This window comes from Streptomyces albofaciens JCM 4342 (genome assembly GCF_008634025.1).
In the GTDB taxonomy this organism is placed as follows: domain Bacteria; phylum Actinomycetota; class Actinomycetes; order Streptomycetales; family Streptomycetaceae; genus Streptomyces; species Streptomyces albofaciens.
This window is the reverse complement of sequence record NZ_PDCM01000001.1, coordinates 1,202,994-1,227,500: the sequence shown is the minus strand read 5'-3', so window position 1 is coordinate 1,227,500 and position 24,507 is coordinate 1,202,994. Positions and strand designations below refer to the sequence as shown.

The following is a 24,507-nucleotide window of genomic DNA, read 5'->3' as shown; positions in this document are numbered from 1 at the left end:
CGTTTCCGAGTTTCATCGGAGGGGTTTGCCTTTCGGCTGGTCCGACTTTATCAGGAACCGTTTCACCGAACTGAATCGGTGTGCGCTTTCCGGATAAAGATTCGGCGGTGCTTCGTGGAATCGGTGTTCCGGCCGAAGCAGACGAGAGACTAACCGTTGCACTCGAACATGTCTAGTCCGTTGCAACCGTTCGAATCTACCTCCCCGCCTCTCCCGTGTCAACGGGTTTCTTGGGGTGATCAGGAGATTAGCAGGTCAGCGGGGCTGTACGCACATCAGGCGGCCATTGGGGCCAATGCGTCGCGGTCCGACGCGTCGACGTCGCCCGTCTCGCCGGACCGGACGGCACGGCCGCCGAGTACGTACACGTACACGAGAAAGGCCAGCTCGGCGACGACGCCGATGGAGATGCGGGCCCAGGTGGGCAGGCCGGACGGGGTGACGAAACCTTCGAGGGCGCCCGACACGAACAGCACGGCGGCGAGACCGATGGCCACACCGAGCGCGGTGCGCCCTTCTTGGGCGAGTGCGGTGCGGCGGGTGCGCGGGCCCGGGTCGATGACCGTCCAGCCGAGGCGCAGGCCCACGCCGGCGGCGACGAAGACGGCGGTGAGTTCCAGGAGGCCGTGCGGGAGGAGCAGGCCCAGGAAGGAGTCGAGGCGGCCGGCCGAGGACATCAGGCCCAGCCCGATACCCAGGTTGAGCATGTTCTGGAAGAGCACCCAGAAGACGGGCAGGCCGAGGAAGGCGCCCAGGACCAGGCACAGGGCGACGGCTTGCGCGTTGTTCGTCCAGACCTGGGCGGCGAAAGAGGCGGCGGGGTGGCTTGAGTAGTACGTCTCGTACTCACCGCCCGGCCGGGTCATGGCGCGCAGGTCTTCGGGGGCGCCGATGGCGGCCTGGACCTCGGGGTGGGTGGAGATCCACCAGGCGATGAGGGCGCCGACCGCCGTGGACAGGAGGGCCGTCGGTATCCACCAGTGGCGCAGCCGGTAGACCGCGGCCGGAAAGGAGACGGTGAAAAACCGGGCCACGTCGCGCCAGGACGCCTTGCGCGCGCCGGTCACCGTACTGCGGGCGCGGGCCACGAGCGAGGTGAGGCGTCCCGTGAGGACGGGGTCCGGAGCGCTGGTCTGGAGAAGGGACAGGTGGGTGGTGGCGCGCTGGTAGAGCGTGACGAGTTCGTCGGCCTCGGCGCCGGTGAGGCGGCGTTTGCGGCGCAGCAGTTCTTCGAGGCGGTCCCACTCCGCTCGGTGGGCCGTGACGAAGACATCGAGGTCCATGGGGTTCCGCTCCTGGCAGCGCCGTGAGGTGACTGTGCCGTCAGCTTGGCAGACTGGGCGCGCCGGCCGTGGGGCGGGCTTCGGTTCGGGAACGGACCGGTACGGATTCGGGCAGGGCAGGGAAGGACGGCGCGCGTGAACGAGCTCGTGACGGGCGAAGCGGTGGTGTTGGGGCTGCGGCCGGCCCGGCTGCCGAGCCGGGCGCTGGCGATCCTCGTCGATCTGGCGATGACCTGGACTGCCTACATCCTGCTGTCGGTGGTGATGCTGAGCGCCACGGCGTCGATGGACGATGCGGCGCGGGCCGCCGTGTCGGTGGCGCTCTTCGTGCTGGTGCTGGTCGGGGTGCCGATCATTGTGGAGACGCTGAGCCGTGGCCGTTCGCTGGGGAAGCTGGCGTGCGGGCTGCGGGTGGTGCGCGAGGACGGCGGGCCGGTCCGGTTCCGGCACGCGCTGGTGCGGGGCGCGATGGGCGCCATAGAGATCGTCCTGACGATGGGCGTGGTGGCCTGCATCGCTTCGCTCGTCTCGGCGCGCGGCCGGCGGCTCGGGGACGTCTTCGCGGGCACCGTGGTCGTACGGGAGCGGATACCCACCCCGCGCGGGATGCCGGTGCTGCCGCCCCCGCCGCCCTGGCTGGCGGCGGAACTCGGCGCGCTGGACCTGTCGCGGGTACCGGACAGCTGGTGGCTGACGGTGCGCCAGTTCCTGACTCGAATATCCCAGCTCGATCCGCAGGTCGGGGGCGCGATGGCGGCCCGGCTGACCGGGGATCTGAGCGGCTGGACCGGGGCGTCGGTGCCCGCGGGCATGCATCCGGCGGTGTATCTGGCCGCGGTGGTGGGCGAGCGGCAGGCGCGGGAGGCGCAGCGGGCGTTCGGGGCGCCGCTGGGAGCTCCGGGTCCGGTGGCGGCCGGGGCTGCCTGGGGCGGGACTCAGGCTGGGGGCAATGCCGCGGGCGGGCAGGGCGGCAGTGGGGGCATCGAGCCGACTGGGGCTTTCGGGGTGGCCGGGGTGGCCGGGACGACTGGAGCTGCCGGGGTATCCGGAGCGGCTGGGGCTGCCGGGGCGCCCGAGGCAGCCGGGCCGACTTCGTCAACTTCGCCGGTCCCGCCGGTCCCGCCGATCCCGGCGACTCCGGCAATTCCGGCAACTCCGCCGTCTCCGGCGTCGGGTGGGAACGAGGTCGGAGCCGAGACCAGGGGCGAAGCCGAGGCCGGCCCGGGGGCCGAGGCCGGAACCGGCCCTGCAACCGGCGCTGCTCCCGCAACCGAAGCCGACCCCGCCCCCGAAGCCGACCCCCAAAGCTCCCGCCCCACGACCGCCCCAGCGGGCCGCGACGAGCGGCGTACGGGTTTCGCGCCGCCCGTGTGAGGGCGCCAGGCCAGCGGCAGTCGGTCAGGGGAAGGTCGACGGCGGGGTTTCGAGGTCTTCGAGTTCGATGCCGGGGGCGGCCAGGACGACGTCGCCGGCGATGTGCACGGCGTGCTGTTCGCCGGTCTCCAGGTCGTTGACCTGGTATTCGTCTGCCGTCAGCGGGCCGTTGTCAGTGGGGTGTGCTGTCCTGTTCACCAAGGCCCAGGACTGGTCGAGGGTGCGGGGCGCGAGGACGGGGGGTGTGAAGGCCACGAGGCGGGTGCGGACGGCTCCGGCGCCGGGGGCGGGGCGCAGCAGCCTGGCGGTGGCGACGAGGAAGGCGGGGGACGCGCCGGTGAAGGCGTGGGCGGGGACGTTGCCTTCGGTGGCGTGGGTGCCGGTCGGGTCGGTGCGGACCCAGGTGACGCCTTCCAGGGCGGCGCCGCGGACCTGCCAGTCGCCGGCGTGGAGTTCGAGGCGGATGGGGCGGCCGAGGTCGTCGAGGGTGAGGTCGACGGAGCCCGCGGGGTCTCCGGAGGGGGTGGTGAGCTGGGAGACGTAACGCCAGCCGGAGGGGCCGGTGGCGCAGTGGAAGTGTTCTTCGCCGAGGGGGGTGTGGTCGTGCGGGTCGTGGAGGGAGTAACGGCCGCGGGGCATGGGGGTCCTTGGTCGGGTCCGGTGGTACGGGTCAGGCCCCCGCCGTGGTGCTGGACGGGGGCCTGGATCACCGGCTACCGGTGGTGGTGCCCGGCGTGCGCGGTGGCGGGCCGGGCACCGGTCGCGCGGGGATCAGTAGCGGTAGTGGTCGGGCTTGTACGGGCCCTCGACGGTGACGCCGATGTAGGCGGCCTGCTCGGGGCGGAGGGTCGTGAGCTTGACGCCGAGGGCGTCGAGGTGGAGGCGGGCGACCTTCTCGTCCAGGTGCTTGGGCAGGACGTAGACGTCGGTCGGGTACTCCTCCGGCTTGGTGAACAGCTCGATCTGGGCCAGGGTCTGGTCCGCGAAGGAGTTGGACATCACGAAGGAGGGGTGGCCGGTCGCGTTGCCCAGGTTGAGCAGGCGGCCCTCGGACAGCACGATCAGGACCTTGCCGTCGGGGAAGGTCCAGGTGTGGACCTGGGGCTTGACCTCATCCTTGACGATGCCGTCGATGGCGGCGAGGCCGGCCATGTCGATCTCGTTGTCGAAGTGGCCGATGTTGCCGACGATGGCCTGGTGCTTCATCTTGGCCATGTCGGAGGCCATGATGATGTCCTTGTTGCCCGTCGTGGTGATGAAGATGTCGGCGGTCTCGACGACCTCGTCCAGGGTGGTGACCTGGTAGCCGTCCATGGCGGCCTGGAGGGCGCAGATCGGGTCGATCTCGGTGATGATGACGCGGGCGCCCTGGCCGCGCAGCGACTCGGCGCAGCCCTTGCCGACGTCGCCGTAGCCGCAGACGACGGCGGTCTTGCCGCCGATGAGGGTGTCGGTGGCGCGGTTGATGCCGTCGATCAGGGAGTGCCGGCAGCCGTACTTGTTGTCGAACTTCGACTTGGTCACGGCGTCGTTCACGTTGATCGCCGGGAAGAGCAGCACACCGTCGCGCTGCATCTCGTACAGGCGGTGCACGCCGGTGGTGGTCTCCTCGGTGACGCCGCGGATCTCCGACGCCAGCTTGGTCCACTTCTGCGGGTTCTCGGCGAGGGTGCGGTTGAGGAGCTGCAGGATCGCGCGGTGCTCGTCGTTCTCCGCGGTCTCGACGGCGGGGGCCTTGCCGTCCTTCTCGTACTCGACGCCCTTGTGGACCAGGAGGGTGGCGTCGCCGCCGTCGTCCAGGATCATGTTCGGGCCGCCGGTGGGCGAGTTCGGCCAGGTCAGCGCCTGCTCCGTGCACCACCAGTACTCTTCGAGCGTCTCGCCCTTCCAGGCGAAGACCGGGACGCCCTGGGGGTTCTCGGGGGTGCCGTTCGGGCCGACCGCGATGGCGGCCGCGGCGTGGTCCTGGGTGGAGAAGATGTTGCAGGAGGCCCAGCGGACCTCGGCGCCGAGCGCGGTGAGGGTCTCGATCAGCACGGCGGTCTGCACGGTCATGTGCAGCGAGCCGGTGACGCGGGCGCCGGCCAGCGGCTGGGCGGCGGCGTACTCCTTGCGGATCGCCATCAGGCCGGGCATCTCGTGCTCGGCGAGGGTGATCTCCTTGCGCCCGAAGGCGGCGAGGGACAGGTCGGCGACCTTGAAGTCCTGGTTGTTGGCTGCGGTCGACATGCGGGTTGCTCCCGGGGTCGAGGGTGGTCGGCTGGCAGTCTGCGGCGCGGGCAGGTGGGGACGTTACCGCCCGGCGCTTCGCGCGGGCGGACGTACCGCGTATGCGGCACACCGTCCGAGGCGGCGTGCCGTACGGGCAGCGCCCCAGGTCGTACCGGCGATACCCCATGCCGTACCGGCCGTGCACGTCGCCGTGCGGGCCGTGCACGTCGTACGGGCGGTACCGCGTGGGCGGACACACCTCTCCCCCGGCCGCAGCGCAGTCCGTCGGAGGCCCTCTCTCCCTCGGCCGGCCCGCGGGGCGGACCGCCCGACCGCCATCAGCAGCGACGTCTGGCACTGGTCACGAATCTACACCGATCGCCCCGGGTAACCCCAGCCCGCCCAAGGACTTCGTCCGCGGGCGGACGGCCTCGCGGGCCTCCGTTCGGAGCGGGCGCGCAGGTCGCGGGGCACCGGCCGCGAACGGAGTGGCTTTGGGCACTGTGCACCCGTCCCTTCGTATTGCAGGATGCGGAAAGCGCGGGGACACTCGCACGTCATCCCGCGCGCACGTCCGTTAGGAGAACCACGTGACCACCAGTCCAGCCGATCCCCGCGAGGGTGCGGGGACGGGCGGGCGAGGGCTGAAGCTGCTCGCAGTGACCGCCTGCCCGACCGGCATAGCCCACACGTACATGGCCGCCGAGAAACTGGCCCAGGCCGCCGAGTCGCTGGGCCATGCGATGAAGGTGGAGACGCAAGGGTCGATCGGCGCCGAGAACGTCCTGTCTGACAACGATGTCAGAGACGCCGACGGGATCATCATCGCGGCGGACAAGGATGTCGACCCGGCCCGCTTCGTCGGCAAACGGCTGCTGGTGGTGGGCGTGGCCGAGGGCATCCGCCGCCCCGAGGAGCTGATCGAGCGGGTGCGGAGCGCGCCGGTGTACGGCGCGGACGGGGACGGCACCGGGGCCGGGACCGGGGACGGGGCCAGGACCGGGGCCGACGGTGGGCGCGGGCACTCGGGCGGCGCGGCCGGTTCCGGTGCCGGGGGTACGGCTGCCGGGGCCGGTCCGGATGGGGCCGGTTCGGGCGGTCCAGCCGGCTCGGCCGGCGGTGCCGGGCGGGGCAGGGAGCGCAGCCTCGCGTACAAGGCGCTGATGAACGGTGTCAGCTACATGATCCCGTTCGTCGTGGTCGGCGGGCTGCTGCTGGCGCTGTCGCTGGCGGTCGGCGGGCACCCGACGGCGAAGGGGCTGGTGATCCCGGAAGGCACGTTCTGGGCGCACGTCAACGACATCGGCACCATCGGCTTCCAGCTCATGGTGCCGATCCTGTCCGGCTACATCGCCTATGCGATCGGGGACCGTCCCGCGCTGGTGCCGGGCATGATCGGCGGCTGGATAGCCAACACCGGCGAGTTGTACGGATCCGAGGCGGGCGCCGGGTTCATCGGGGCGATCGTGACCGGCTTCCTGGCCGGGTACCTGGTGATGTGGATCAAGAAGGTCCGGGTGCCCCGGTTCGTCCGGCCGATCATGCCGATCATCGTGATCCCGATCGTCGCGACGGCGGTGCTCGGACTGTTCTTCATCTACGTCCTCGGCAAACCGATCTCGTGGGTCTTCACGCACCTGACGGACTGGCTCGGCGGGATGACGGGCACCAGCGCGATCGTGCTCGGCGCGGTCCTCGGCCTGATGATCGCGTTCGACATGGGCGGGCCGGTCAACAAGACGGCGTTCCTCTTCGGTACGGGGCTGATCGCGACCGGCAACCAGACCGTCATGGGCATGTGTGCCGCCGCGATCCCGGTGATGCCGCTCGGCCAGGGCCTGGCCACGCTGATCCGCCGGCGGCTGTACTCCGAACAGGAGCGGGAGACCGGCATGGCGTCGCTCTTCATGGGTCTGTTCGGCATATCGGAGGGCGCGATTCCGTTCGCGGCGGCGCGGCCCGCGCAGGTCATCCCGGCGAACATGCTGGGCGGCGCGGTGGCCGGTGCCGTCGCGGGCATGGCCGGGGTGACGGACGCGGTGCCGCACGGCGGCCCGATCGTGGCGGTGCTCGGCGCGGTCGGCGGTGTGCCGATGTTCTTCGTGGCCGTGGCGATCGGCTCGGTGGTGACGGCGCTGGCGACGGTGGCGCTGGTGGATGTGTCGGATCGCAGGAACCGCAGGAAGGGGCGGACGGCCGGTCGGGGAACGGAGCAGGTGGCGGGTCAGGAGACGGCAGCAGACCTGGCCGTGGCACCCGAGCCGGTGCTCGCCGGGGTCGGCGCGACAGCTGCCCCCGCCGCCACCGGTCCCACCCCTGCCCCCGCCTCTGCCGCTGCCACCACGACATCGGCGACCGAAGCGACCGGGGCAACCGGGGCAACCCGAGCGACCGGAGCGACCGAAGCGACCGGACCGACCGAAGCAACCGGAGCAACCGCCACGACGGAAGCAGCCAGTACGGCCGACACCCCCGCTGCGACCGGAGAAGCTGAAGCCCCCACCACCCCCGCCCCGGACGCCGAGGTGCTTTCCGGCTACCTCACCCGCCACACCGTGAAGGTGCGCCTGGCCGCCGACGGCAAGGAGGCCGCGATTCGGGAGATGGCGGAGCTGGCGGCGCGTACCGGCAAGGTGCGGGACGTGGACGAGTTGGTGCGGGTGGCGCTCGCGCGTGAGGCGCAGGGCACCACCGGCCTCGGCGAGGAGATCGCCATCCCGCACGCCAAGACGGACGCGGTGAGCGCGCCCGTCGTCGGCTTCGCGCGTTCCGAGGAGGGCATCGACTGGGACTCGCTGGACGGTACGCGCGCCAAGCTGGTGTTCATGATCTCGGTGCCGGAAGCCGCGGCGGGCGACGAGCACCTGCGCATCCTGGCGCTACTGTCGCGGAAGCTGATGGACGCGGATTTCCGGGCCCGGTTGCAGGCCGCGCCGGACGAGGCGGCGATCCTGCGGGTGCTGAGCGAGGTCGGGTAGCCGTACGAGGCGGGTTGTCCGTACGGGCGGATAGCCGAATGGGGCAAGTTGCCCGTACGAGCGGATAACCGAACGGGACGAGTTCCCGTACGAGCGGATAACCGAACGGGACGAGTTCCCGAACGAGCGGATAGCCGCACGAGGCAGGTTGCCCGTAGAAGCGGACAGCCGCACGGGGCAGGTTGCCCGTACAAGCGGATAGCCGTACGGACAAGTGGCAGGGCCCCGCACCACACCGGGTGCGGGGCCCTGCCGCGTACAGAGGAGATTCCCGCCTTCCTCAGTTCCCCCCGGGCGTCTTCGCCGGATCGTTGCCCGCCGCGGCGGCGGACTCGCGGTAGATGTCCGGCTCCAGGTAGATCACGCGGGCGATGGGGACGGCCGCGCGGATGCGTTCCTCGGCGGCGTTGATGGCGTCCGCGACCTCCTTCGCCGTGTCGTCGTGCTGGACCGCGATCTTGGCGGCGACGAGGAGTTCCTCCGGGCCGAGGTGGAGGGTCCGCATGTGGATGACGCGGGTGACGGTGTCGCCGTCGACCACGGCCGCGCGGATCTTGGCGACCTGTTCGGGGCCGGCCGCCTCGCCGAGCAGCAGCGACTTGGTCTCGGCGGCGAGGACCAGGGCGATCAGGACGAGCAGGACACCGATGCACATCGTGCCGATGCCGTCCCAGACGCCGTTGCCGGTGGCGAGGGTGAGGCCGACGCCCCCGAGCGCGAGCACCAGGCCGATCAGCGCGCCGAAGTCCTCCAGGAGGACGACGGGCAGTTCGGGTGCCTTGGCGCGGCGGACGAACTGGGCCCAGCTCTGCTGCCCGCGCAGCTCGTTGGACTCCTTGATGGCCGTACGGAAGGAGAAGCCCTCGGCGATGATCGCGAAGACCAGGACGCCGACCGGCCAGTACCAGTGCTCCAGCTCATGCGGGTCGTGGATCTTCTCGTAGCCCTCGTACAGGGCGAAGACGCCGCCGATGGTGAACAGGACGATGGAGACGAGGAAGCCGTAGATGTAGCGCTCGCGGCCGTAGCCGAAGGGGTGTTCCTCGGTGGCGGCCCGCTTGGCCTTCTTGCCGCCGAGCAGCAGCAGCCCCTGGTTGCCGGAGTCGGCGATGGAGTGGACGCCTTCGGCCAGCATCGAGGACGATCCGCTGAAGGCGAAGGCCACGAACTTCGCCGCCGCGATCGCCAGGTTGGCGCCCAGCGCCGCGACGATCGCCTTGGTACCGCCTGATGCACTCATGGGTGGCGCGTTTCCCTTCCGTCGAACGGCCGCGGTGCGCGGCCTGCTCCGAGGCCGCTGCGTGGGCGGCTTTACGAACCCTTTAGGCGGGTCATTGTTGCAGCCCGCCCCGACGGCCCTTCGTCAGGCCACCAGCGTTGCCCGGAAGACGGTGCCCTTTCCCGTAAGTTCCACGCGCTCCCCGGCACGTACGAAGACCGATTCGCCCGGTGCGAGAGTTACGGCGGTTTCGGTTCCGGTTCCGGTGAAGGTGTCTGTGCCCGTGCCCGTGCCTGTGCCCGTGCCTGTGCCCGTGCCTGTGCCTGTGCCCACATCGGAACGCACCGTCGCCTCCCCCGCCGTGCACAGCAGGATCTGCGGCGTACGCTCGTCGAGCGGGCGGGGCGCGGCGCCCGGGGCCAGCACGAAGCGGGAGAGCCGGAACTCGTCGATCGGGGTCTCGTAGACCTCCTCGCCCGACGCCGTGGCCTCCTCGGGGCGCAGCACTCCCGCGTCCCGGGCCTCGAAGCGGACGACACGCAGCAGTTCCGGTACGTCCACGTGCTTGGGCGTCAGGCCGCAGCGCAGCACGTTGTCCGAGTTGGCCATCAGCTCCACGCCGAGGCCGCCGAGGTAGGCGTGCGGGATGCCGGCGCCGAGGAAGAGGGCCTCGCCGGGCTGGAGCCGTACGTGGTTGAGGAGCATGGCGGCGAGCACGCCGGGGTCGCCCGGGTAGTGGTGGGCGATGCCGGCGTACGCGGCGCAGGCGTCGGCGTACGGGCCGTCCTCGGCGGCCAGGCGCCGGGCGGCGGCCGCGGCCTGTTCGACGGTCTCGGCCGTCTCGGCGTGGTCGGCGCTCAGTACGGCGGTGAGCACCTCGCGCAGCGCGGCGTCCTCCGGGGCGGCGCGCAGGATGTCGGCGTACGGCTTGAGGCCGCCTACGCCGAGCGCTTCCAGGAGGGCGGCGGTTTCGGCCGGGTGGCGGAAGCCGCAGAGCCCTTCGAAGGGGGTGAGGGCGCAGATCAGTTCGGGCTTGTGGTTGGCGTCCTTGTAGTTGCGGTGCGGGGCGTCGAGGGGGACGCCGCGCCGCTCCTCGTCCGCGAAGCCCTCCTTGGCCTGGGTCAGGTCGGGGTGGACCTGGAGGGAGAGCGGGGAGCCGGCGGCGAGCAGCTTGAGCAGGAAGGGCAGCCGGGGGCCGAAGGCGCGTACGGCGTCGGGGCCCAGTTCGCGTTCCGGGTCGGCGGCTATGACGTCGGCCAGCGACACTGGGCCGGCGCCGCGGTCGGTGCGGGAGGGGGCGCCGGGGTGCGCGCCCATCCACATCTCGGCCTGCGGCTCACCGGTCGGCTCGGTGCCGAGGAGTTCCGGGAGGGCGGTGGTGGAGCCCCAGGCGTAGGGGCGCACGGTGTTCGTGAGGCGGTCCATGGTGGCGGCGATCCTGACTTCTCGTGCGTGGTTTCTTGTACCCGGCTGCTCGTGCGGGCTGTTCGCGTGTGCTCGAACCGTACGAGGCTCGCGTGGGCTCGAACCGTACGAGGCTCGCGTGTGCTCGAACCGTACGGAGGCCGGCAAAACGTGCCTGCCCGGCGCCCGGCGCGGCGCGGGCCGGGCCCGTGCTCCCGCGGCCACACGCCCGCAGACACGCCCGCAGACACATCCTCAGACACACACCCGCAGTCATACGCCCGCGCTCACATGCCCGCGGTCATGATCCCTTGGTCCCGGCGAGCCCCAGGTAAACGGCGGCGAAATCCGTGACGGCGAGCAGTTCGGCGGCCTTCTCCAGGTCGCCGCCGTCGTCCGGTTCCAGTTCGCTGACCGGTGTGTCGTGCTCCAGCGCCAGGTCCCGGGCGGCGGGCGCGGCGGTGAGCGGGCCGGGGGGTTCCTCGCGCAGCAGGACGACCCGGGCGTGCAGGGCGGTCGGCTGCTCGACCCGGTCGCGGAAGAAGTCGTCCGGGTCGGCGCCGGCCGCGAACGGGCCGGCGAGCAGCGCGCCGTGCGTGGTCATCGTCTCGGGCAGTTCGCCGGCGAGGGCGGGCCGGCCGGCGAGCCCGGCCAGTACGGTCGCGAAGTGCCGGCCGACGGCCCCGGCGACGAGGCCCTCGGTCCAGATCAGCGGCAGCGCGTCGGCGAGTTCGGCGGCGAGCGTCTTGGCGGGGTTGGAGTACGTCTCGATGGCCGGGCCGCAGCGTTCGGCGACCTGGTCGAGGCGGTCGGCGAGCTGGGCGAGCGACTCGGGCGTCGCGCTGAGCAGGCCGATCCGGTCGGCGAGCGCGAGCAGCGGGATGAGCAGCGACCAGAGGGTGCCGGGGGCGGCGGGCGGCGCGCCCTCGACGTCGAACTCGGCGTCGTACGGGGTGGTGGCCAGCGGGACGGTCAGGCCGCGCGCCTGGACGACGGCGTCGGCGAGCAGGCCGCCCGCGGGGGTGACGGCGACGATCGAGCAGCCGCGGCGGTAGGCCTGCTCGACCAGCTGGGCCAGGCCCGGGTCGGTGCCGTCGGGAGCGGTGATCAGCAGCAGGTCCAGCGGCCCGGACCAGCCGGGCAGGGTCCAGCGCAGCGCGCCGGTACGGGCCGCGACACCGGTGGGCCGGATGAGGCTGACCGGACAGTTGCCGCCGCCGAGGGCGCCGAAGAGGTCGGCGACGCAGGCGGCGGCCGGTCCCGGGCCCGCCACCAGGACGGTGCGGGGCCGGCCGTCGGGCCGCAGGGCGGGGATGCCGGACTCGGCGGCGTTACGGGCCGCCGTGCGCACCCGGGCCCCCGATTCGGCGACGCCGCGCAGCAGCCCGTAGCGGTCGGCGCCGGCCAGCGCTTCGGGTGCGTCCAGGAGGGACTCGTCGAGCATGGTGTGCGCTGCCTCCGATCGCCGGTACGGGCGGGGGTGGGATCCGGAACGGCTCCGGCGCCCGGGTCAGGCGGGGCGCCGTGCCTCGTCCACCAGGAGTACGGGAATGCCGTCACGGACGGGGTAGGCGAGGCCGCATGCGGTGCCGGTGCACTGGAGCTCGGCCGGGTCGGCGTCCGACCGGTCCGCCAGCGGGGCGTGGCACGCCGGGCAGGCGAGGATCTCGATCAGGCTGGCGTCGACCGGCATGGGGGCTTCTCCTTCGGCGTGAATACGGCACTTGCCAGCGTACCGCCGGGAAGGCGGCGGGGACGCGGCGCAGGTGGGGAGCGGTGGCCGGGCACATTTTCGAGTGCCCGGCCATCGGCCCCCTCGTCAAACGTTCAAGCACGTCCGGACAGGCTCAGGCACATCCGAACCCGCTCAAGAACACCCAAGCGTGCTCAAGCCCGCTCAAGCACACCCAAGCGTGCTCAAGCCCGCTCAAGCAGTCCAAGCCAGCTCAAGCAGCCCAAGCAGTCCAAGCCAGCTCAAGCAGCCCAAGCCCGCTCAAGCACATCCAAGCTGCTCAAGCCGTCCCAGCGCAGCCAGGAACATCGAGGAATCCAAGAACATCCAGGAAAACCCAGGACCGGCCGACACCGCCCCTCACCCCCGCACGATCTCCAGCACCTCGTCCCGCACCCGCTCGACCGTCGCCCGGTCCCGGGCCTCGACGTTCAGGCGGAGCAGTGGCTCGGTGTTGGAGGGGCGGAGGTTGAACCACCAGTCGGCGGTGGTGATCGTCAGGCCGTCCAGCTCGTCCAGTTCCGTGCCCTCGCGGCCCTCGTAGGCGGCCCGGACGGCGGCGAGACGGCCCGTCTGGTCGTCGACGGTGCTGTTGATCTCGCCGGAGGCGGCGTACCGGTCGTACTGGGCGACCAGCTGGGACAGCGGGCCGTCCTGGCCGCCGAGCGCCGCCAGCACGTGCAGGGCCGCGAGCATGCCGGTGTCGGCGTTCCAGAAGTCGCGGAAGTAGTAGTGCGCGGAGTGCTCGCCGCCGAAGATGGCGCCGGTCCGGGCCATCTCGCCCTTGATGAAGGAGTGGCCGACGCGGGTGCGGACGGGCGTGCCGCCGCACTCCTTGACGACCTCCGGCACGGACCAGGAGGTGATGCAGTTGTGGATGACCGTGCCGCCCGGGTGCTTGGCCAGTTCGCGCGCGGCGACCAGGGCGGTGATCGCGGACGGGGAGACCGGGTCGCCGTTGCCGTCCACGACGAAGCAGCGGTCGGCGTCGCCGTCGAAGGCCAGGCCGATGTCGGCGCCGGTCTCGCGGACGCGCGCCTGGAGGTCGGTGATGTTCTTCGGGTCGAGCGGGTTGGCCTCGTGGTTGGGGAAGGTGCCGTCCAGCTCGAAGTACAGGGCATCCAGCTCGATCGGGAGCCCCTCGAAGACCGTGGGGACGGTGTGGCCGCCCATGCCGTTGCCGGCGTCCACCACGACCTTCAGGGGGCGGATGCCGGAGAGGTCCACGAGGCTGCGCAGGTGGGCGGCGTAGTCGCCGAGGACGTCGCGCTGGGTGATGGTGCCGGGCCGGGCGGCGGGCTCCGGGCCGTCCCCGTCGCGCCACCGCTCGACCAGCGCGCGGATCTCGGCGAGGCCGGTGTCCTGGCCGACCGGCGCCGCGCCCGCGCGGCACATCTTGATGCCGTTGTACTGGGCGGGGTTGTGCGAGGCGGTGAACATGGCGCCCGGCAGGTCCAGCGCGCCGCTGGCGTAGTACAGCTGGTCGGTCGAGCAGAGCCCGATCTCGGTCACGTCCGCGCCCTGCGCCGCGGCGCCGCGGGCGAAGGCCCGGGACAGGCCGGGCGAGGAGGGCCGCATGTCGTGCCCGGTCACGATCGCGTCCGCTCCGGTCACCTGGGCGAAGGCCGCGCCGAACAGCTCGGCCAGCGTCTCGTCCCACTGGTCGGGGACCACACCGCGCACGTCGTACGCCTTCACGATCTGCGACAGATCAGTCACAGCCAGCCCTCCTGATGTCATGACGGGGTCCCAAACCTACCCGTACGCGACCGGAGGGAGGCTTGAGTGTGCGGGGCCCGGTCCGCCCAGGACATCTGGTGTCCCGTGCGGCGCCCGCCAATCACGCCACCGCCCGGCCGGTGCGGGCCGGGGGCCCGCGCCCGTTCGGCGGCCCGTACCCCTACGGCAGCATCCACCCCAGCACGTCCGTGCTCTGCCCCACCACGATCAGGCACATCACCAGCAAAAGTCCCAGACTCCACGGCAGCACCTTGCGCAGCAGGTCCCCCTCGCGGCCGGCCAGTCCGACCGCTGCGCAGGCGATCGCGAGGTTCTGCGGGGAGATCATTTTGCCGAGGACGCCGCCGGAGCTGTTGGCCGCGGCGAGCAGGACGGGCGAGAGGCCGGACTGCCGGGCCGCGGTGACCTGGAGGGCGCCGAAGAGGGCGTTGGCGGAGGTGTCGGAGCCGGTGACGGCGACGCCGAACCAGCCGAGCACGGGCGAGAGGAAGGCCAGTCCGGCACCCGCGGCGGCGACGGAGTGGCCGATGGTGGCGGCCTGACCGGAGAGGTTCATGACGTAGGCGAGCGCCAGGACGGCGGTGACGGTGAGGATCGCCAGGCGCAGTTCGCGTACGGTCGCGGCCCATTCCCGTACGGCGGTGGCGGCCCGTACGCCCAGGACGGGGGCGCTCAGCGCGCCGGCCAGCAGCACCAGCGTGCCGCCGGTGGCGAGCAGCGGCAGCGCGAACGTGTTGCCGGCGACCGGTGTGCCGTCCGGGCCCGCGACGTCCAGGAAGGGCCAGTCGAAGGTGCGGGTGGCGCGTGCGAGGAGGTCCTTGGCGGGCGGGACCTGGGCGAGGGAGAAGACGGCGACGATGAGGGTGTACGGCGCGTAGGCGCGTACGACTTCGGCGCGGGAGTCGCGTGCGTCCAGGTCCGCGCTGCGGGCGCCGGTCAGCACGGCGGCCCGTACCGGCTCGGCGGCGGGCCTGCGGGCGCCGGGTACGGCGACCAGCGCGGCGGCCCCGGCCAGGGCCGCGCCGATGTCGGCGAGCTGCGCGGAGACGTAGTTGGCCGCCGCGAACTGCACGGCGGCGAAGGCCAGTCCGCAGGCCAGCGCGGGCACCCAGGTCTCGCGCAGGCCGCGCCGCCCGTCGACCAGGAACACCAGCAGCAGCGGTACGACGAGGGCGAGCAGCGGCGTCTGGCGGCCGACGACCGGGGCGACGGCGTCCAGCGGCAGGCCGGTGACCTGGGCGAGGGTGACCACGGGTGTGCCCATGGCGCCGAAGGCGACCGGGGCGGTGTTGGCGACGAGCGCGACGACGGCGGCCCGTACCGGTGCGAAGCCGAGCGCGACCAGCATCACCGCGCTGATCGCGACGGGCGCCCCGAACCCGGCGAGCGCTTCGAGCAGCGCCCCGAAGCAGAAGGCGATGACCAGGGCCTGGACGCGGGGGTCGGCGGAGAGCCCGGAGAAGGAGCGGCGCAGCACGTCGAAGTGCCGGGTGCGGACCGTCATCCGGTGGATCCACAGGGCGTTGACGACGATCCACAGGATGGGGAACAGGCCGAAGAGCGCGCCCTGCGCGGCGGCGGACAGGGCCTGCCCGGCGGGCATGCCGAAGCCGAGGCAGGCGGTGCCGAGGGCGACGGCGAGGCCGGTGAGCCCGGCGCGGTGGGCCCGCATCCGTACGGCGCCGAGCAGGACGAGGACGGTGACCAGCGGCAGGGCGGCGACGAGTGCGGACAGGGCGAGCGAATCGGCTATGGGCTCCAGCTGCTGTACGAACACTCGGCCTCCCGGGCCTACCGGTGGACAGCTCAGTCAGCTCCCCCGCCACTTCCGCGATACGGAAGCGGATCACCCGGGAGTGGAGGCATGGTGGGGGCTGCGCGGAACCGGCGTCAATGCCGCGTATGGAAGCGCGGAAGCACGGGAGTGCGGAAGCACGGACGTTTGGCAGTACGGGCGGCCCGTGCGGGCCGTGTCCGCCCGTGAGCCGGCGGCGGTCCTCACGAACGCGACGGCCGTCCTCAGCAATCCGGCAGCCGTTCTCACGAATCCGGCGGCCGTCCCCAGAACCCGGCGACCGCCCTCACGAATCCGGCGACCGCAGCACCCGCAAATGCCCTCGGCGGGCGACCTCCATCGGGTGGGCGTCGCGGCCGTTCGGTCCGGAGACCTGCGGTCCGTTGCCGCCGCCCGCGGCGCGCTCCTGCGGCCGGGCGGCCTCGCGCACCGCGTTGGCGAGCGCTTCGAGGTCGTCGCCGCTGGGGCGGGCCGGCCCGGCGTCGGTGGCCAGGCGCACGACCTCCCAGCCGCGCGGCGCGGTCAGCCGCTCGGAGTGCTCGGCGCACAGGTCGTAGCAGTGGGGCTCGGCGTAGGTGGCGAGCGGTCCGAGCACGGCGGTCGAATCCGCGTAGACGTACGTCAGCGTTGCGACGGCGGGGCGGCCGCACGCAGTGCGCGAACAGCGACGTACAGGGCTCACGACGTTGGACGGTACCGCACTCTTGAGCGGGCCGCGATGACTCTCCACGACCTCACCCGACCGTGTCGTCCTGGTTCGTCCGGTGCGCCTGACCTGCGGGCGCTCGGGCCGCTCCGCGCGGGGAGCACTGCGCCGTACGGCGCAGGGGGTCAAAACCCGTCATGACTGTGTGCATTTCGTGTCATTCCTCATGCTGTTCGCGGTCCGGCGCGTAGTCGCGAACGGACGCAACGAGCCTATGACCGGTCACTCACCGACATCTCACCGGATCCGCCGCTCTTGCGCCCCGCCCGCCCTTGGACGGTTACGCTCGGTTTTGATGGACAGCCCCGTACCTCCTCCGGCCGACTCCGGGGGGACCCCTGCCCCGGCCGGCACCGGCGGGACCGGCGGGTCCGCCGCGCCGGGCGCCGGCGCCGGACGAAGCCCCGCGCCGGCGGAGCCGCGCCCGCGCCGCCGCGACCGCCACGGCCGCGGCATGCGCGGCCCGGTCGCGCCGCCCCAGGTACCGCTCTCCGTGAGCCGTGCGGACGCCTTCGTCGACCTGGTCTACGACTCACGCGACCGGCTGGAGCGGCGCTGGCCCCAGCTGGCCGACGTCGACTTCCTGGTGGTCGAGGTGCCCGGGTTCGGGCCCGACGGGGCCGCCGGGCTGCCGGACGACGAGGAGACGGTGCCGCTGGGCCGGCTGCTGCCCGCCGACGGTGACCAGCGGGACCGGGTGCTGGTCTACCGCCGCCCGGTCGAGATCCGCACGAAGAACCGCGACGAGCGGGCACTCCTGGTCCACGAGGTCGTCGTCGAGCAGGTCGCCGAGCTGCTCGGCCTGGCACCGGAGTCGGTGGACCCGCGGTACGGACAGGACTGAAGCCGGGCGGGTCCGTCGCGGCCGCCCGGCCCCGCCCTCACTTCGTCAGCAGTGACAGGTCCTCCCCCGCCGTCGGCACCACGACCGTCCCCCGGTCGTCCGGCAGCGTCTGCACGGTGAAGGCCGGGAGGCCGCCCTGCGGCAGGGCCAGGGTGCGGGCCGCGTGGACCGGGCCGCTGCCCGCCTCCGGGGTGACGGTCAGCGCGTAGGAGCCCTTCAGGCCCTGTGGGCGCGGCGGCTCGACGGCGAGGGTGCTGCCGCCCTTGACCGTGTACGTCTTCGAGACCGGCGTACCGCCCCCGCTGCCCGCCGACGCGGTGACCGTGACCTTGGCGTCCTTGCCCTTCTCCGGCGCGACGAGGGACAGCGTGCCGCCCTTCTCCCGGTTGTCGGCGGCGGTGGCCCGCTGACCGACCGGCCGGGTCGCCGGGATGAAGGCCATCTCCTGCTTGTCGCCCTGGCCGCGGGTGACCCGGAGGGCCGCGGTGACCGGTGCCGTGGAGCCGTCGGCCGGGGTGAGGACGAGCGAGCCCGCCTCGCCCTTGGTGAGGTCCTTGAGGTCGGCGGTCGTGGTCATGCCGCTCTTGACGTGCAGGGTCTCCAGGCCGGCCGGGGTGATCAGGCCGTTCGGGGTGGCCAGCTGCACCTTCAGGTCGGCGTCCGCCTTGCCGGGGGCGACGGCGACGAGGTGGACGGAGGTGGCGTCGGCCGGGATGCCGGGCAGCACCAGGCCGGGCGCGGGGTCGGCCGCGGCGGGCAGCCAGTCGCCGCCGAGCTTGGCGTCGGCGGCCTGGACGGAGGCGCCGACCCGGCCCTCGCGGGCGGTCACGTGCAGCGCCGCGTCCTGGACGGGCGTACCGGTCAGCGTGGAGAGCAGCACCGGCACGGTGGCGTGCGGCGGGACGCTGATGTTCTCGCCGGAGGCGGACTGCACCGGGCCGTCCTTGCCGCGCAGGTCCAGGTCCACGACGGCCGGGGTGTTGTCCGGGTTGGTGAGGTGGACGTAGTCCTGGCGGTCCTTGGCGGTGCTCACGCCGGGGAACCAGAAGTCGGTGTCGGGCGCGACGCAGGACAGGCCGAGCAGGCCGCGGCCGCTGCCGGCCGCGACGCTGGTCGTCTGCTGGACGGTCCAGCCGGGCGCGAGGGCGCCGTCGGCGGCCCCGACGAGGGCGGGCGCGTCCGCGCGGTCCGTGCTCGCGGTGACCGGCGTACCGGGCTCCTTCAGGGGCGCGACGGGCTGGGCGTCCGCCTGCGCGCCCTGCCCACCGCCCTTCTCCTTGTCGTCCTGGGGCGGCTTCCCCTTGCCGTCCTGCTGCTTGCCGGGCTGCGCGGGCAGCAGTCCGGCGGTGCCCTGGGAGCCCGCCTTGCCACCCGTGCCCTTCGGCGTGAAGGCGGTGTACGTGGTGTCGCCGACCTCGGAGGAGGTGGGCGGCGGGCACAGCAGCGCGGACCGCTCGACGGGCAGCCGGGTACCGCCCTTGGCCGCGCCGTCCCGCGGCCCGTCCGGCGCGGCGACGGCGGCGACGCCGGTGACCGCGCCGAGTGCCGCGGCCGCGCCGATCAGGGACATGATGGTGCGCTTCACTGCTGGTCGCTCCCGTCGCGGCGGGGCTCGGGGTAGGAGCCGGGGTACGTCGTGCCGTCGCCGTAAGGCTGCTGGTGCGGCGGCTGGTGGGCCTGCTGGGGCTGCTGGGCCTGCTGGCCGTAGTGGTACGGGTCGTAGGCACCGGGCTGGTACGGGTCGGCGGGCTGGTCCTGGTCCGGATTCGGCGGGTAGGGGGTGGAGTCCGGGTCCGGATGGCCGTACTGGTTCTGGCCGTACGGAGCCTGGTCGTACTGGTTCTGGCCGTACTGGCTCTGGTCCTGGCCGTACGACGGCGCACCCGGGTCCTGCCCGTACGACGGCACGCCCGGGTCCTGTCCGTACGACGGGGCGTCCTGGCCCTGTCCGTACGGCTGCTGCACGCCCTGGTACGGGTCGAAGACCTGCTGCTGCGGAACGGCCGCGTACGGGTCGGCGGTCCCGCCCGTCATCGGGTCGGCCATCGGGTCGGGGTGCTCGGCACCCGCGAGTGCCATGGGGTCGGGCGTCGGCCCGTCGCCGGTGCGCGGCGCCGGGACGCCCGCTTCCGCGCCTTCGGGGGCGCCGGCGGCCTGGGCCGCCCGCAGCCGCCGGGCCCGGCGGCCCTCGCCCGTGGCGGCCGGCGCGGCCGTCGCGGCCGCGCCGTCCTCGGGCAGGTCGTCGTCGATCTCCCGGCGGCGGCCCGGCAGCGCGAGCACCACCAGGACGACGGCGAGCAGGCCCTGGGCCCACAGCCACAGGGTGTGGCCCATGGGGTCGTCGTAGGTGAGGTCCAGGCGTCCGCCGTTCGCGGGCAGGGTGAAGCCCTGCGCCCAGCCGTCGAGCGTGACCGGCTTGAGCGCCTTGCCGTCGAGGGTGGCCTGCCAGCCCGGGCCGGCGGTGTCGGCGAGGCGCAGCACCCGGCCGTCGGGGCCGTTGGGCAGGTCGGTGTGGGCCTCGACCGGGCCGGCGGCGACCGGGACCGGCGCGGCGGCGCGGCCGGCGCGGGTGCCGTCCTTGGTCTCCGACGGCACGATCGTGACGCGCGCGACGCGCTGGTCCACGCGCCACAGGGCGCTGCCGTCCTCCTGGCTGAGCCGGGTCAGGCCCGGCGTGGCGTCCAGGACGCGGCCCATCTGGCGGGGGGCGCCGTCGCGGACCAGGACGTAGCGGATCGCGTAGCCGCCGAGCTGGTTGGTCTGGTCGGCGCCGGAGCCGGCCACGAGGTTGGCGACGATGCCGCCGAGCCGCTTGTCCTCGCCGGTCTCCGTGGCGATGTCGGCGTCCCCGAGGCGTGCGCCGGAGCCGCGTACCAGGGTGTACGCGACGTGTCCGGCGTCGCCGTCGAGGACGAGGGTGCGGGCCCGGTCGACGGAGCCGGAGTCCTCGGCGACGAACGCGGGGACCTGGACGGCGGCGCGGCGCTCCAGCGGCCCGGCCGCGCCGGTGATCATCCAGCCGGCCGCCGCGTAGAGCGGGGCGATCAGCGCGGACAGCGCGATCAGCACGGCGACCGGCTGCTTCCAGCCGAAGCCGACGCTCTCCATGCGGGAGCGGATGCCCTCGGCGCCGACGGCGGCGGCGCACAGCAGCGCCAGCCCGTAGACGAGGACGGCGGGCCCGGCCCACGCGGAGCGGTTGGCCAGGACGGCGAGGAGCAGGCCGGTCACGGCGACGGCCCAGGCCGTGCGGACCGCGAACTGCCGGTCGGCGCGCAGGGTGGCGGCCAGCGCGGCCAGCACGATGCCCAGGAGCAGCACGCCGCCGACGGCCTTGGGGCCGCCGGGGCTGATGCCGACCAGGTCCAGGGCCGAGGCCGGTCCGGCGCCCAGGTCCAGTCCGGCTTCGCGGAAGAGGCGGGAGGGGTGGGTGAGCAGGGACAGCGACCAGGGCGCGAGGACGATCAGCGGGGTGACCGCGACGGCCAGGAAGCGCAGCGCGTACGGCAGGAGCAGGCCGCGGTTGCCGTCGAAGGCGCGCAGCACCAGCAGGGCGAGGCCCAGGACCACGGCGGCGGGCCAGACGACGGGGGTGAAGGCGGTGGTGAGGGTGAGCAGCAGCGCGTAGGCCCAGGCGGCGCGCCAGCTGGGCCGGGTGCCGGGGGTCAGTCGCAGGCCGCCGGCGGCGACGGCGGCGCGGGCCATCGGCGGGAGCAGGACGGCCAGGACGGCGGTGCCGATGCGGCCGCCGGCGAGGGCGCCGGTGGCGGCGGGCAGGAAGGCGTAGACGACGCTGCCCCAGGCGCGCAGCAGGCGGGAGGTGACCAGCGGCCGGGAGGCGAAGTAGGCGCTCAGCCCGGCGAGCGGTACGGAGCACACCAGCAGCACGGTCATGGCCAGGCCGGTGTTGCCGAGGAAGAAGGTGGCGGCCAGGGCGAGGACGGCGAGGTAGGGGGGCGCCGGGGCGGTGCTGCCGGTGCCGGTGGCGTGCCAGCCGTCGAGGTAGCTCGACCAGAGGTCGCCGACGCTGTCGGGGGCGGGCAGCAGGGCGCCGCCGGTGAGGGCTCCGGAGCCGAGCAGGGACCGGCAGGCGACGAGGGAGACGACGAGCAGGACGAGGAAGAGCACCGGGGCCGGCCGGCGGGCGATCCGCTTGAGCCGGGCGAACTGCTCGATCTCCAGGTAGTCGGCGTCGTCGCCGCCGGGTCCGGATTCGACGGCGCCGTGCCGTCCGGCGGAGGCGGCTTCGGGGGCGGAGCGGCCGGCGAGGTTGCCGGCGACCTGTTCGACGGTGGCCCGTACGGTCGCGCCGGGCGGCGGGAACAGGGGCCGCAGTTCGCTCGCTTCGACGGCGGGCCGGCCGCGTTTCCTGCGCGCGGCGAGGATCGTGCCGGGGCGCAGCACGGTGCCGAAGAGTCCGGCGAGTTCGTCGAGGGCCTGGCCGGGGACCTTGCCGACGAGGTAGGCCAGGACGCGCAGCAGGGTGCCGAGGACGATGCGCAGGGCGACGTACGGCAGCAGGACGCCGCGCGTGTTGGCGAGGAGGGTGTAGACGGCGCCCGCCTTGTCGACCCGGTGGGGGCCGGCGACGGAGCGGCCGACGCAGTCGATGGGGCGGCGTTCGCGGGCGGCCGCCTCGGCGTGCCGCAGCACCGCGTCGGGGGCGACGAGGACCTGGTGGCCGGCGGCCTGGGCGCGCCAGCACAGGTCGACGTCGTCGCGCATCAGGGGCAGTCGGCGATCGAAGCCGCCCAACTGCTCGTACACGTCGCGCCGAATGAGCATGCCCGCGGTGGAGACGGAGAGCACCGGGCGGACCTGGTCGTGCTGGCCCTGGTCCTGTTCGCGGCGGTCCAGGCCGGTCCAACGGCGGCCGCTGCGGGCGATGCTGACGCCGGCTTCGAGGAGCTGGCGGCGGTCGTACCAGCTGCGCAGCTTGGGGCCGACGATCGCGGTGGAGGGGCTGGCGTCGGCCACCCGCAGCAGTTCGGCGAGGGCGCCGGGCTCGGGCGCGCAGTCGTCGTGCAGCAGCCACAGCCACTGGACGGGTTCGCCGTGCGGCAGTTCCGGCAGGTCGTAGGCGTCGTCGCGCCAGGTGCGGCCGACCGGGTCCCAGCCGCTGGGGCGTTGCAGGTAGGGCAGGTCGTCGGGGCCGAGCACGGGGGCGGCGCGTACGGCCTCGTCGACCGCGGTGCCGAAGCCGGAGCGGCGGGCGAGGTGGAGCACCCGGTCGTCGCCGAGGGCCTCGGCGAGCAGCCGGGCGGAGGCGTCCGCGCTGCCGGTGTCGGCGCCGACGGTCTGCTGTGGCGGGCGCTCCTGGCCGAGCAGCCCGGCCAGCGCGTCGGGCAGCCAGCGTTCGCCGTCGTGCGAGACGAGCACGGCGGTGACGACGTGCCGGGGGAACTCGGGGGTGCCGTCGTGGTACTGGGCGGCGGCTTGCGCGGCCTGGGCGGCCGGCTGACTGTGCAGGGACATCGAGGTAGGGGCCCTCCCCGGGGGTCTCGGGGTCCTCCCCCGGCATAGCGCTCGCTGTGGACTGCGACGGACGGCGACGCGGTGCGGGCGACGGCACGTCCCGTGGCCGGGTTGCCCGTCTGGGCGTCGGTGCGCCTCGGACGCGGCCCCACACTAATGGTTCCGGGCGGCGCGTCCGTCGGCCCCGTACACAGGCGTCCGCCTCCGGCGCGTGGGCGCCGGAGGCGGACCGTTGTCTATAGGGGGATTTAGGGAGATGCGGTGGCCCGGCGGCCGGGCCGTCCGGCCGGACGGCGTCAGACCGCCGCCTTCTTGAGCCGGCGCCGCTCGCGCTCGGACAGTCCGCCCCAGATACCGAAGCGTTCGTCGTTGGCGAGGGCATATTCAAGGCATTCGGAGCGGACCTCGCACGCGAGGCAGACCTTCTTGGCCTCGCGGGTGGAGCCACCCTTCTCCGGGAAGAAGGATTCGGGGTCGGTCTGGGCGCACAGCGCGCGCTCCTGCCAGCCGAGCTCCTCGTCCGCGTCTTCGACCAGCAATTCCTGGAACAGCTCGGTCATGTGCGCCCCTCGTCTGTCTTTGCGTCCCCGTGATGCAGCCGTTACCGATGACGGCTGAACGACACGAGTGAAATTACAAGTGTGCCGATCCGGGCCAGTCAAGCCGAGATCTGCTATTGGGCCCCTTATTCACTCTGCGGAACCAAGCGTATGCAGAAAGTGTTCAAATCGGCAAAAAACAGGACACTTCCTCAGCCGTATCACCCGTAACTTCCTTCTCACACCCAAGGACGCGACGGGCGCGGCAGCCGTTGCACCTCGCACACCGAAGCGGGCCGGATCACATTCAGGTCACGAGACCGCAACGGCGCACGGCGGCGCGCGGATGTCGGCCGTCTGCTCCGAACCCCCCTTGCACAAACCTTTCGCCGGGCGCAGCAACCGGATGAGGTGAAACATCTCGCCCAAACCCGGCATCCGGTTGACACGGCGCCGAGTACCCGGTCTCCTTACAGGCATGCCAGCGATTCCTGCGCTCCGCCTGACCCGTGCCTACGGGTCCCGCTGCGCTGCCCAGGCCCGCTGTCGCTGTTCCAGCTGTTGACGCCACCGAGCTCCAGCCCTCTTTCCCCGCAGCACCCCGCCGCACGGCTTCCGTGCCCGCCGCGCGCACCGCGCACGGCGGCGCACCCCTTTCGCGTCACCTGATCCGCGCCACCTGAGCACCTTGCCGAGGAATCCCCGCACATGAACAGCGACGTCCAGATCGCCGGCGACCCGCTCGCCGTCCCGCATCTGCTCCCGCCCGTCCCCGCCCACCCGGTCACCGTCGCGGGCTTCGCCGGGCTCGCCCGCGACATCGCCGCCGACCGCGCCGCCTGGGCCTCCCTGGTGCGCTACGACGCCACCACCCGCTGGTACCACCGGCTGCGCCAGGGGCCGGGTTACGAGGTCTGGCTGCTGAGCTGGCTGCCCGGCCAGGGCAGCGGGCGGCACGACCACGGCCCCTCCTCCGGTGTACTGACCGTGCTGGAGGGCGAGTTGAGCGAGCACACCGCGACCGGCCACCGCACCCTGGCGGCGGGCGCGCAGCGCGTCTTCGCGCCCGGCTACGTCCACGAGGTCGTCAACGACGCCCTGGCACCGGCCGTCAGCCTCCACGTGTACTTCCCCGGACTGACCGAGATGCCCATGCACAGCGCGCGCTGCGCGGCGGGCGCCTCCCACGAGAAGGTCGCGCCCTGAC

At 73.1% G+C, this 24,507-nt stretch carries 17 protein-coding genes; 4 read left to right on the top strand and 13 right to left on the bottom strand.

Going from position 1 to position 24,507, the window contains the following annotated elements; translation table 11 throughout:
- Positions 1 to 275: 275 nt before the first annotated feature.
- A complete protein-coding gene (locus CP973_RS05745) occupies positions 276 to 1,283 on the bottom strand; it encodes a stage II sporulation protein M (protein ID WP_150238147.1) in 1,008 nt (335 codons plus the stop codon).
- A gap of 135 nt (positions 1,284 to 1,418) precedes the next feature.
- Between CP973_RS05745 and CP973_RS05740 the strand changes: the two genes are divergently transcribed.
- Positions 1,419 to 2,657, top strand: a complete 1,239-nt coding sequence (locus tag CP973_RS05740) for an RDD family protein (protein WP_150238145.1) — start codon at positions 1,419 to 1,421, stop codon at positions 2,655 to 2,657.
- A gap of 24 nt (positions 2,658 to 2,681) precedes the next feature.
- Here CP973_RS05740 and CP973_RS05735 read toward each other — a convergent pair whose 3' ends face one another.
- Both CP973_RS05735 and ahcY read right to left on the bottom strand, forming a co-directional pair.
- Complete coding sequence (locus CP973_RS05735; RefSeq protein ID WP_150238144.1) at positions 2,682 to 3,296, bottom strand: hypothetical protein; 615 nt, start codon at positions 3,294 to 3,296, stop codon at positions 2,682 to 2,684.
- A 132-nt stretch (positions 3,297 to 3,428) separates the two neighbouring features.
- On the bottom strand, positions 3,429 to 4,886 hold the full coding sequence (gene ahcY / locus CP973_RS05730; RefSeq protein WP_150238143.1) for an adenosylhomocysteinase: 1,458 nt from the start codon (positions 4,884 to 4,886) through the stop codon (positions 3,429 to 3,431).
- 641 nt (positions 4,887 to 5,527) lie between these two features.
- On the opposite strand from ahcY, the gene CP973_RS05725 reads away from it, so the two are divergent.
- Entirely contained in the window at positions 5,528 to 7,846 is a 2,319-nt protein-coding gene (locus CP973_RS05725; protein WP_425281988.1) for a fructose-specific PTS transporter subunit EIIC, read from the top strand.
- A gap of 280 nt (positions 7,847 to 8,126) precedes the next feature.
- Here CP973_RS05725 and CP973_RS05720 read toward each other — a convergent pair whose 3' ends face one another.
- The 7 genes from CP973_RS05720 to CP973_RS05690 form a co-directional block, all read right to left on the bottom strand.
- Positions 8,127 to 9,086 (bottom strand): cation diffusion facilitator family transporter, encoded by a 960-nt coding sequence (locus CP973_RS05720; protein ID WP_150238140.1) that lies wholly within the window; start codon positions 9,084 to 9,086, stop codon positions 8,127 to 8,129.
- Positions 9,087 to 9,209: 123 nt separating this feature from the next.
- The gene (gene manA, locus CP973_RS05715) at positions 9,210 to 10,490 is read right to left on the bottom strand and encodes a mannose-6-phosphate isomerase, class I (protein ID WP_150238138.1); all 1,281 of its coding nucleotides are present in this window, start codon (positions 10,488 to 10,490) and stop codon (positions 9,210 to 9,212) included.
- A gap of 280 nt (positions 10,491 to 10,770) precedes the next feature.
- The gene (locus tag CP973_RS05710) at positions 10,771 to 11,913 is read right to left on the bottom strand and encodes an SIS domain-containing protein (protein WP_150238136.1); all 1,143 of its coding nucleotides are present in this window, start codon (positions 11,911 to 11,913) and stop codon (positions 10,771 to 10,773) included.
- Between the two features lie 66 nt (positions 11,914 to 11,979).
- Positions 11,980 to 12,162, bottom strand: a complete 183-nt coding sequence (locus CP973_RS05705; RefSeq protein WP_003985907.1) for a Trm112 family protein — start codon at positions 12,160 to 12,162, stop codon at positions 11,980 to 11,982.
- Between the two features lie 399 nt (positions 12,163 to 12,561).
- Positions 12,562 to 13,920 carry a phosphomannomutase/phosphoglucomutase gene (locus CP973_RS05700; protein WP_150238134.1) on the bottom strand — a complete coding sequence of 453 codons (1,359 nt, stop codon included), beginning with the start codon at positions 13,918 to 13,920 and terminating at the stop codon, positions 12,562 to 12,564.
- A 181-nt stretch (positions 13,921 to 14,101) separates the two neighbouring features.
- Positions 14,102 to 15,718 (bottom strand): L-lactate permease, encoded by a 1,617-nt coding sequence (locus CP973_RS05695; RefSeq protein ID WP_150238132.1) that lies wholly within the window; start codon positions 15,716 to 15,718, stop codon positions 14,102 to 14,104.
- A 304-nt stretch (positions 15,719 to 16,022) separates the two neighbouring features.
- On the bottom strand, positions 16,023 to 16,466 hold the full coding sequence (locus CP973_RS05690; RefSeq protein WP_078897859.1) for a DUF3499 domain-containing protein: 444 nt from the start codon (positions 16,464 to 16,466) through the stop codon (positions 16,023 to 16,025).
- Between the two features lie 271 nt (positions 16,467 to 16,737).
- On the opposite strand from CP973_RS05690, the gene CP973_RS05685 reads away from it, so the two are divergent.
- Positions 16,738 to 17,286, top strand: a complete 549-nt coding sequence (locus CP973_RS05685; protein WP_244409292.1) for a metallopeptidase family protein — start codon at positions 16,738 to 16,740, stop codon at positions 17,284 to 17,286.
- A gap of 37 nt (positions 17,287 to 17,323) precedes the next feature.
- Here the strand turns inward: CP973_RS05685 and CP973_RS05680 are convergent, their stop codons facing one another.
- The 3 genes from CP973_RS05680 to CP973_RS05670 all read right to left on the bottom strand — a co-directional run bounded on the left by CP973_RS05680 (position 17,324) and on the right by CP973_RS05670 (position 23,321).
- Complete coding sequence (locus tag CP973_RS05680) at positions 17,324 to 18,871, bottom strand: DUF5719 family protein (protein WP_150238129.1); 1,548 nt, start codon at positions 18,869 to 18,871, stop codon at positions 17,324 to 17,326.
- A complete protein-coding gene (locus CP973_RS05675; RefSeq protein WP_150238127.1) occupies positions 18,868 to 22,761 on the bottom strand; it encodes a glycosyltransferase family 2 protein in 3,894 nt (1,297 codons plus the stop codon). Before CP973_RS05675 ends, CP973_RS05680 begins: the two co-directional genes overlap by 4 nt.
- A 296-nt stretch (positions 22,762 to 23,057) precedes the next feature.
- Positions 23,058 to 23,321, bottom strand: coding sequence for a WhiB family transcriptional regulator (locus CP973_RS05670; RefSeq protein WP_023588371.1), 264 nt, complete (start codon positions 23,319 to 23,321; stop codon positions 23,058 to 23,060).
- 687 nt (positions 23,322 to 24,008) lie between these two features.
- Between CP973_RS05670 and CP973_RS05660 the strand changes: the two genes are divergently transcribed.
- The gene (locus CP973_RS05660; RefSeq protein WP_150238126.1) at positions 24,009 to 24,506 is read left to right on the top strand and encodes a cysteine dioxygenase; all 498 of its coding nucleotides are present in this window, start codon (positions 24,009 to 24,011) and stop codon (positions 24,504 to 24,506) included.
- The last annotated feature ends 1 nt before the right edge of the window (position 24,507 follow it).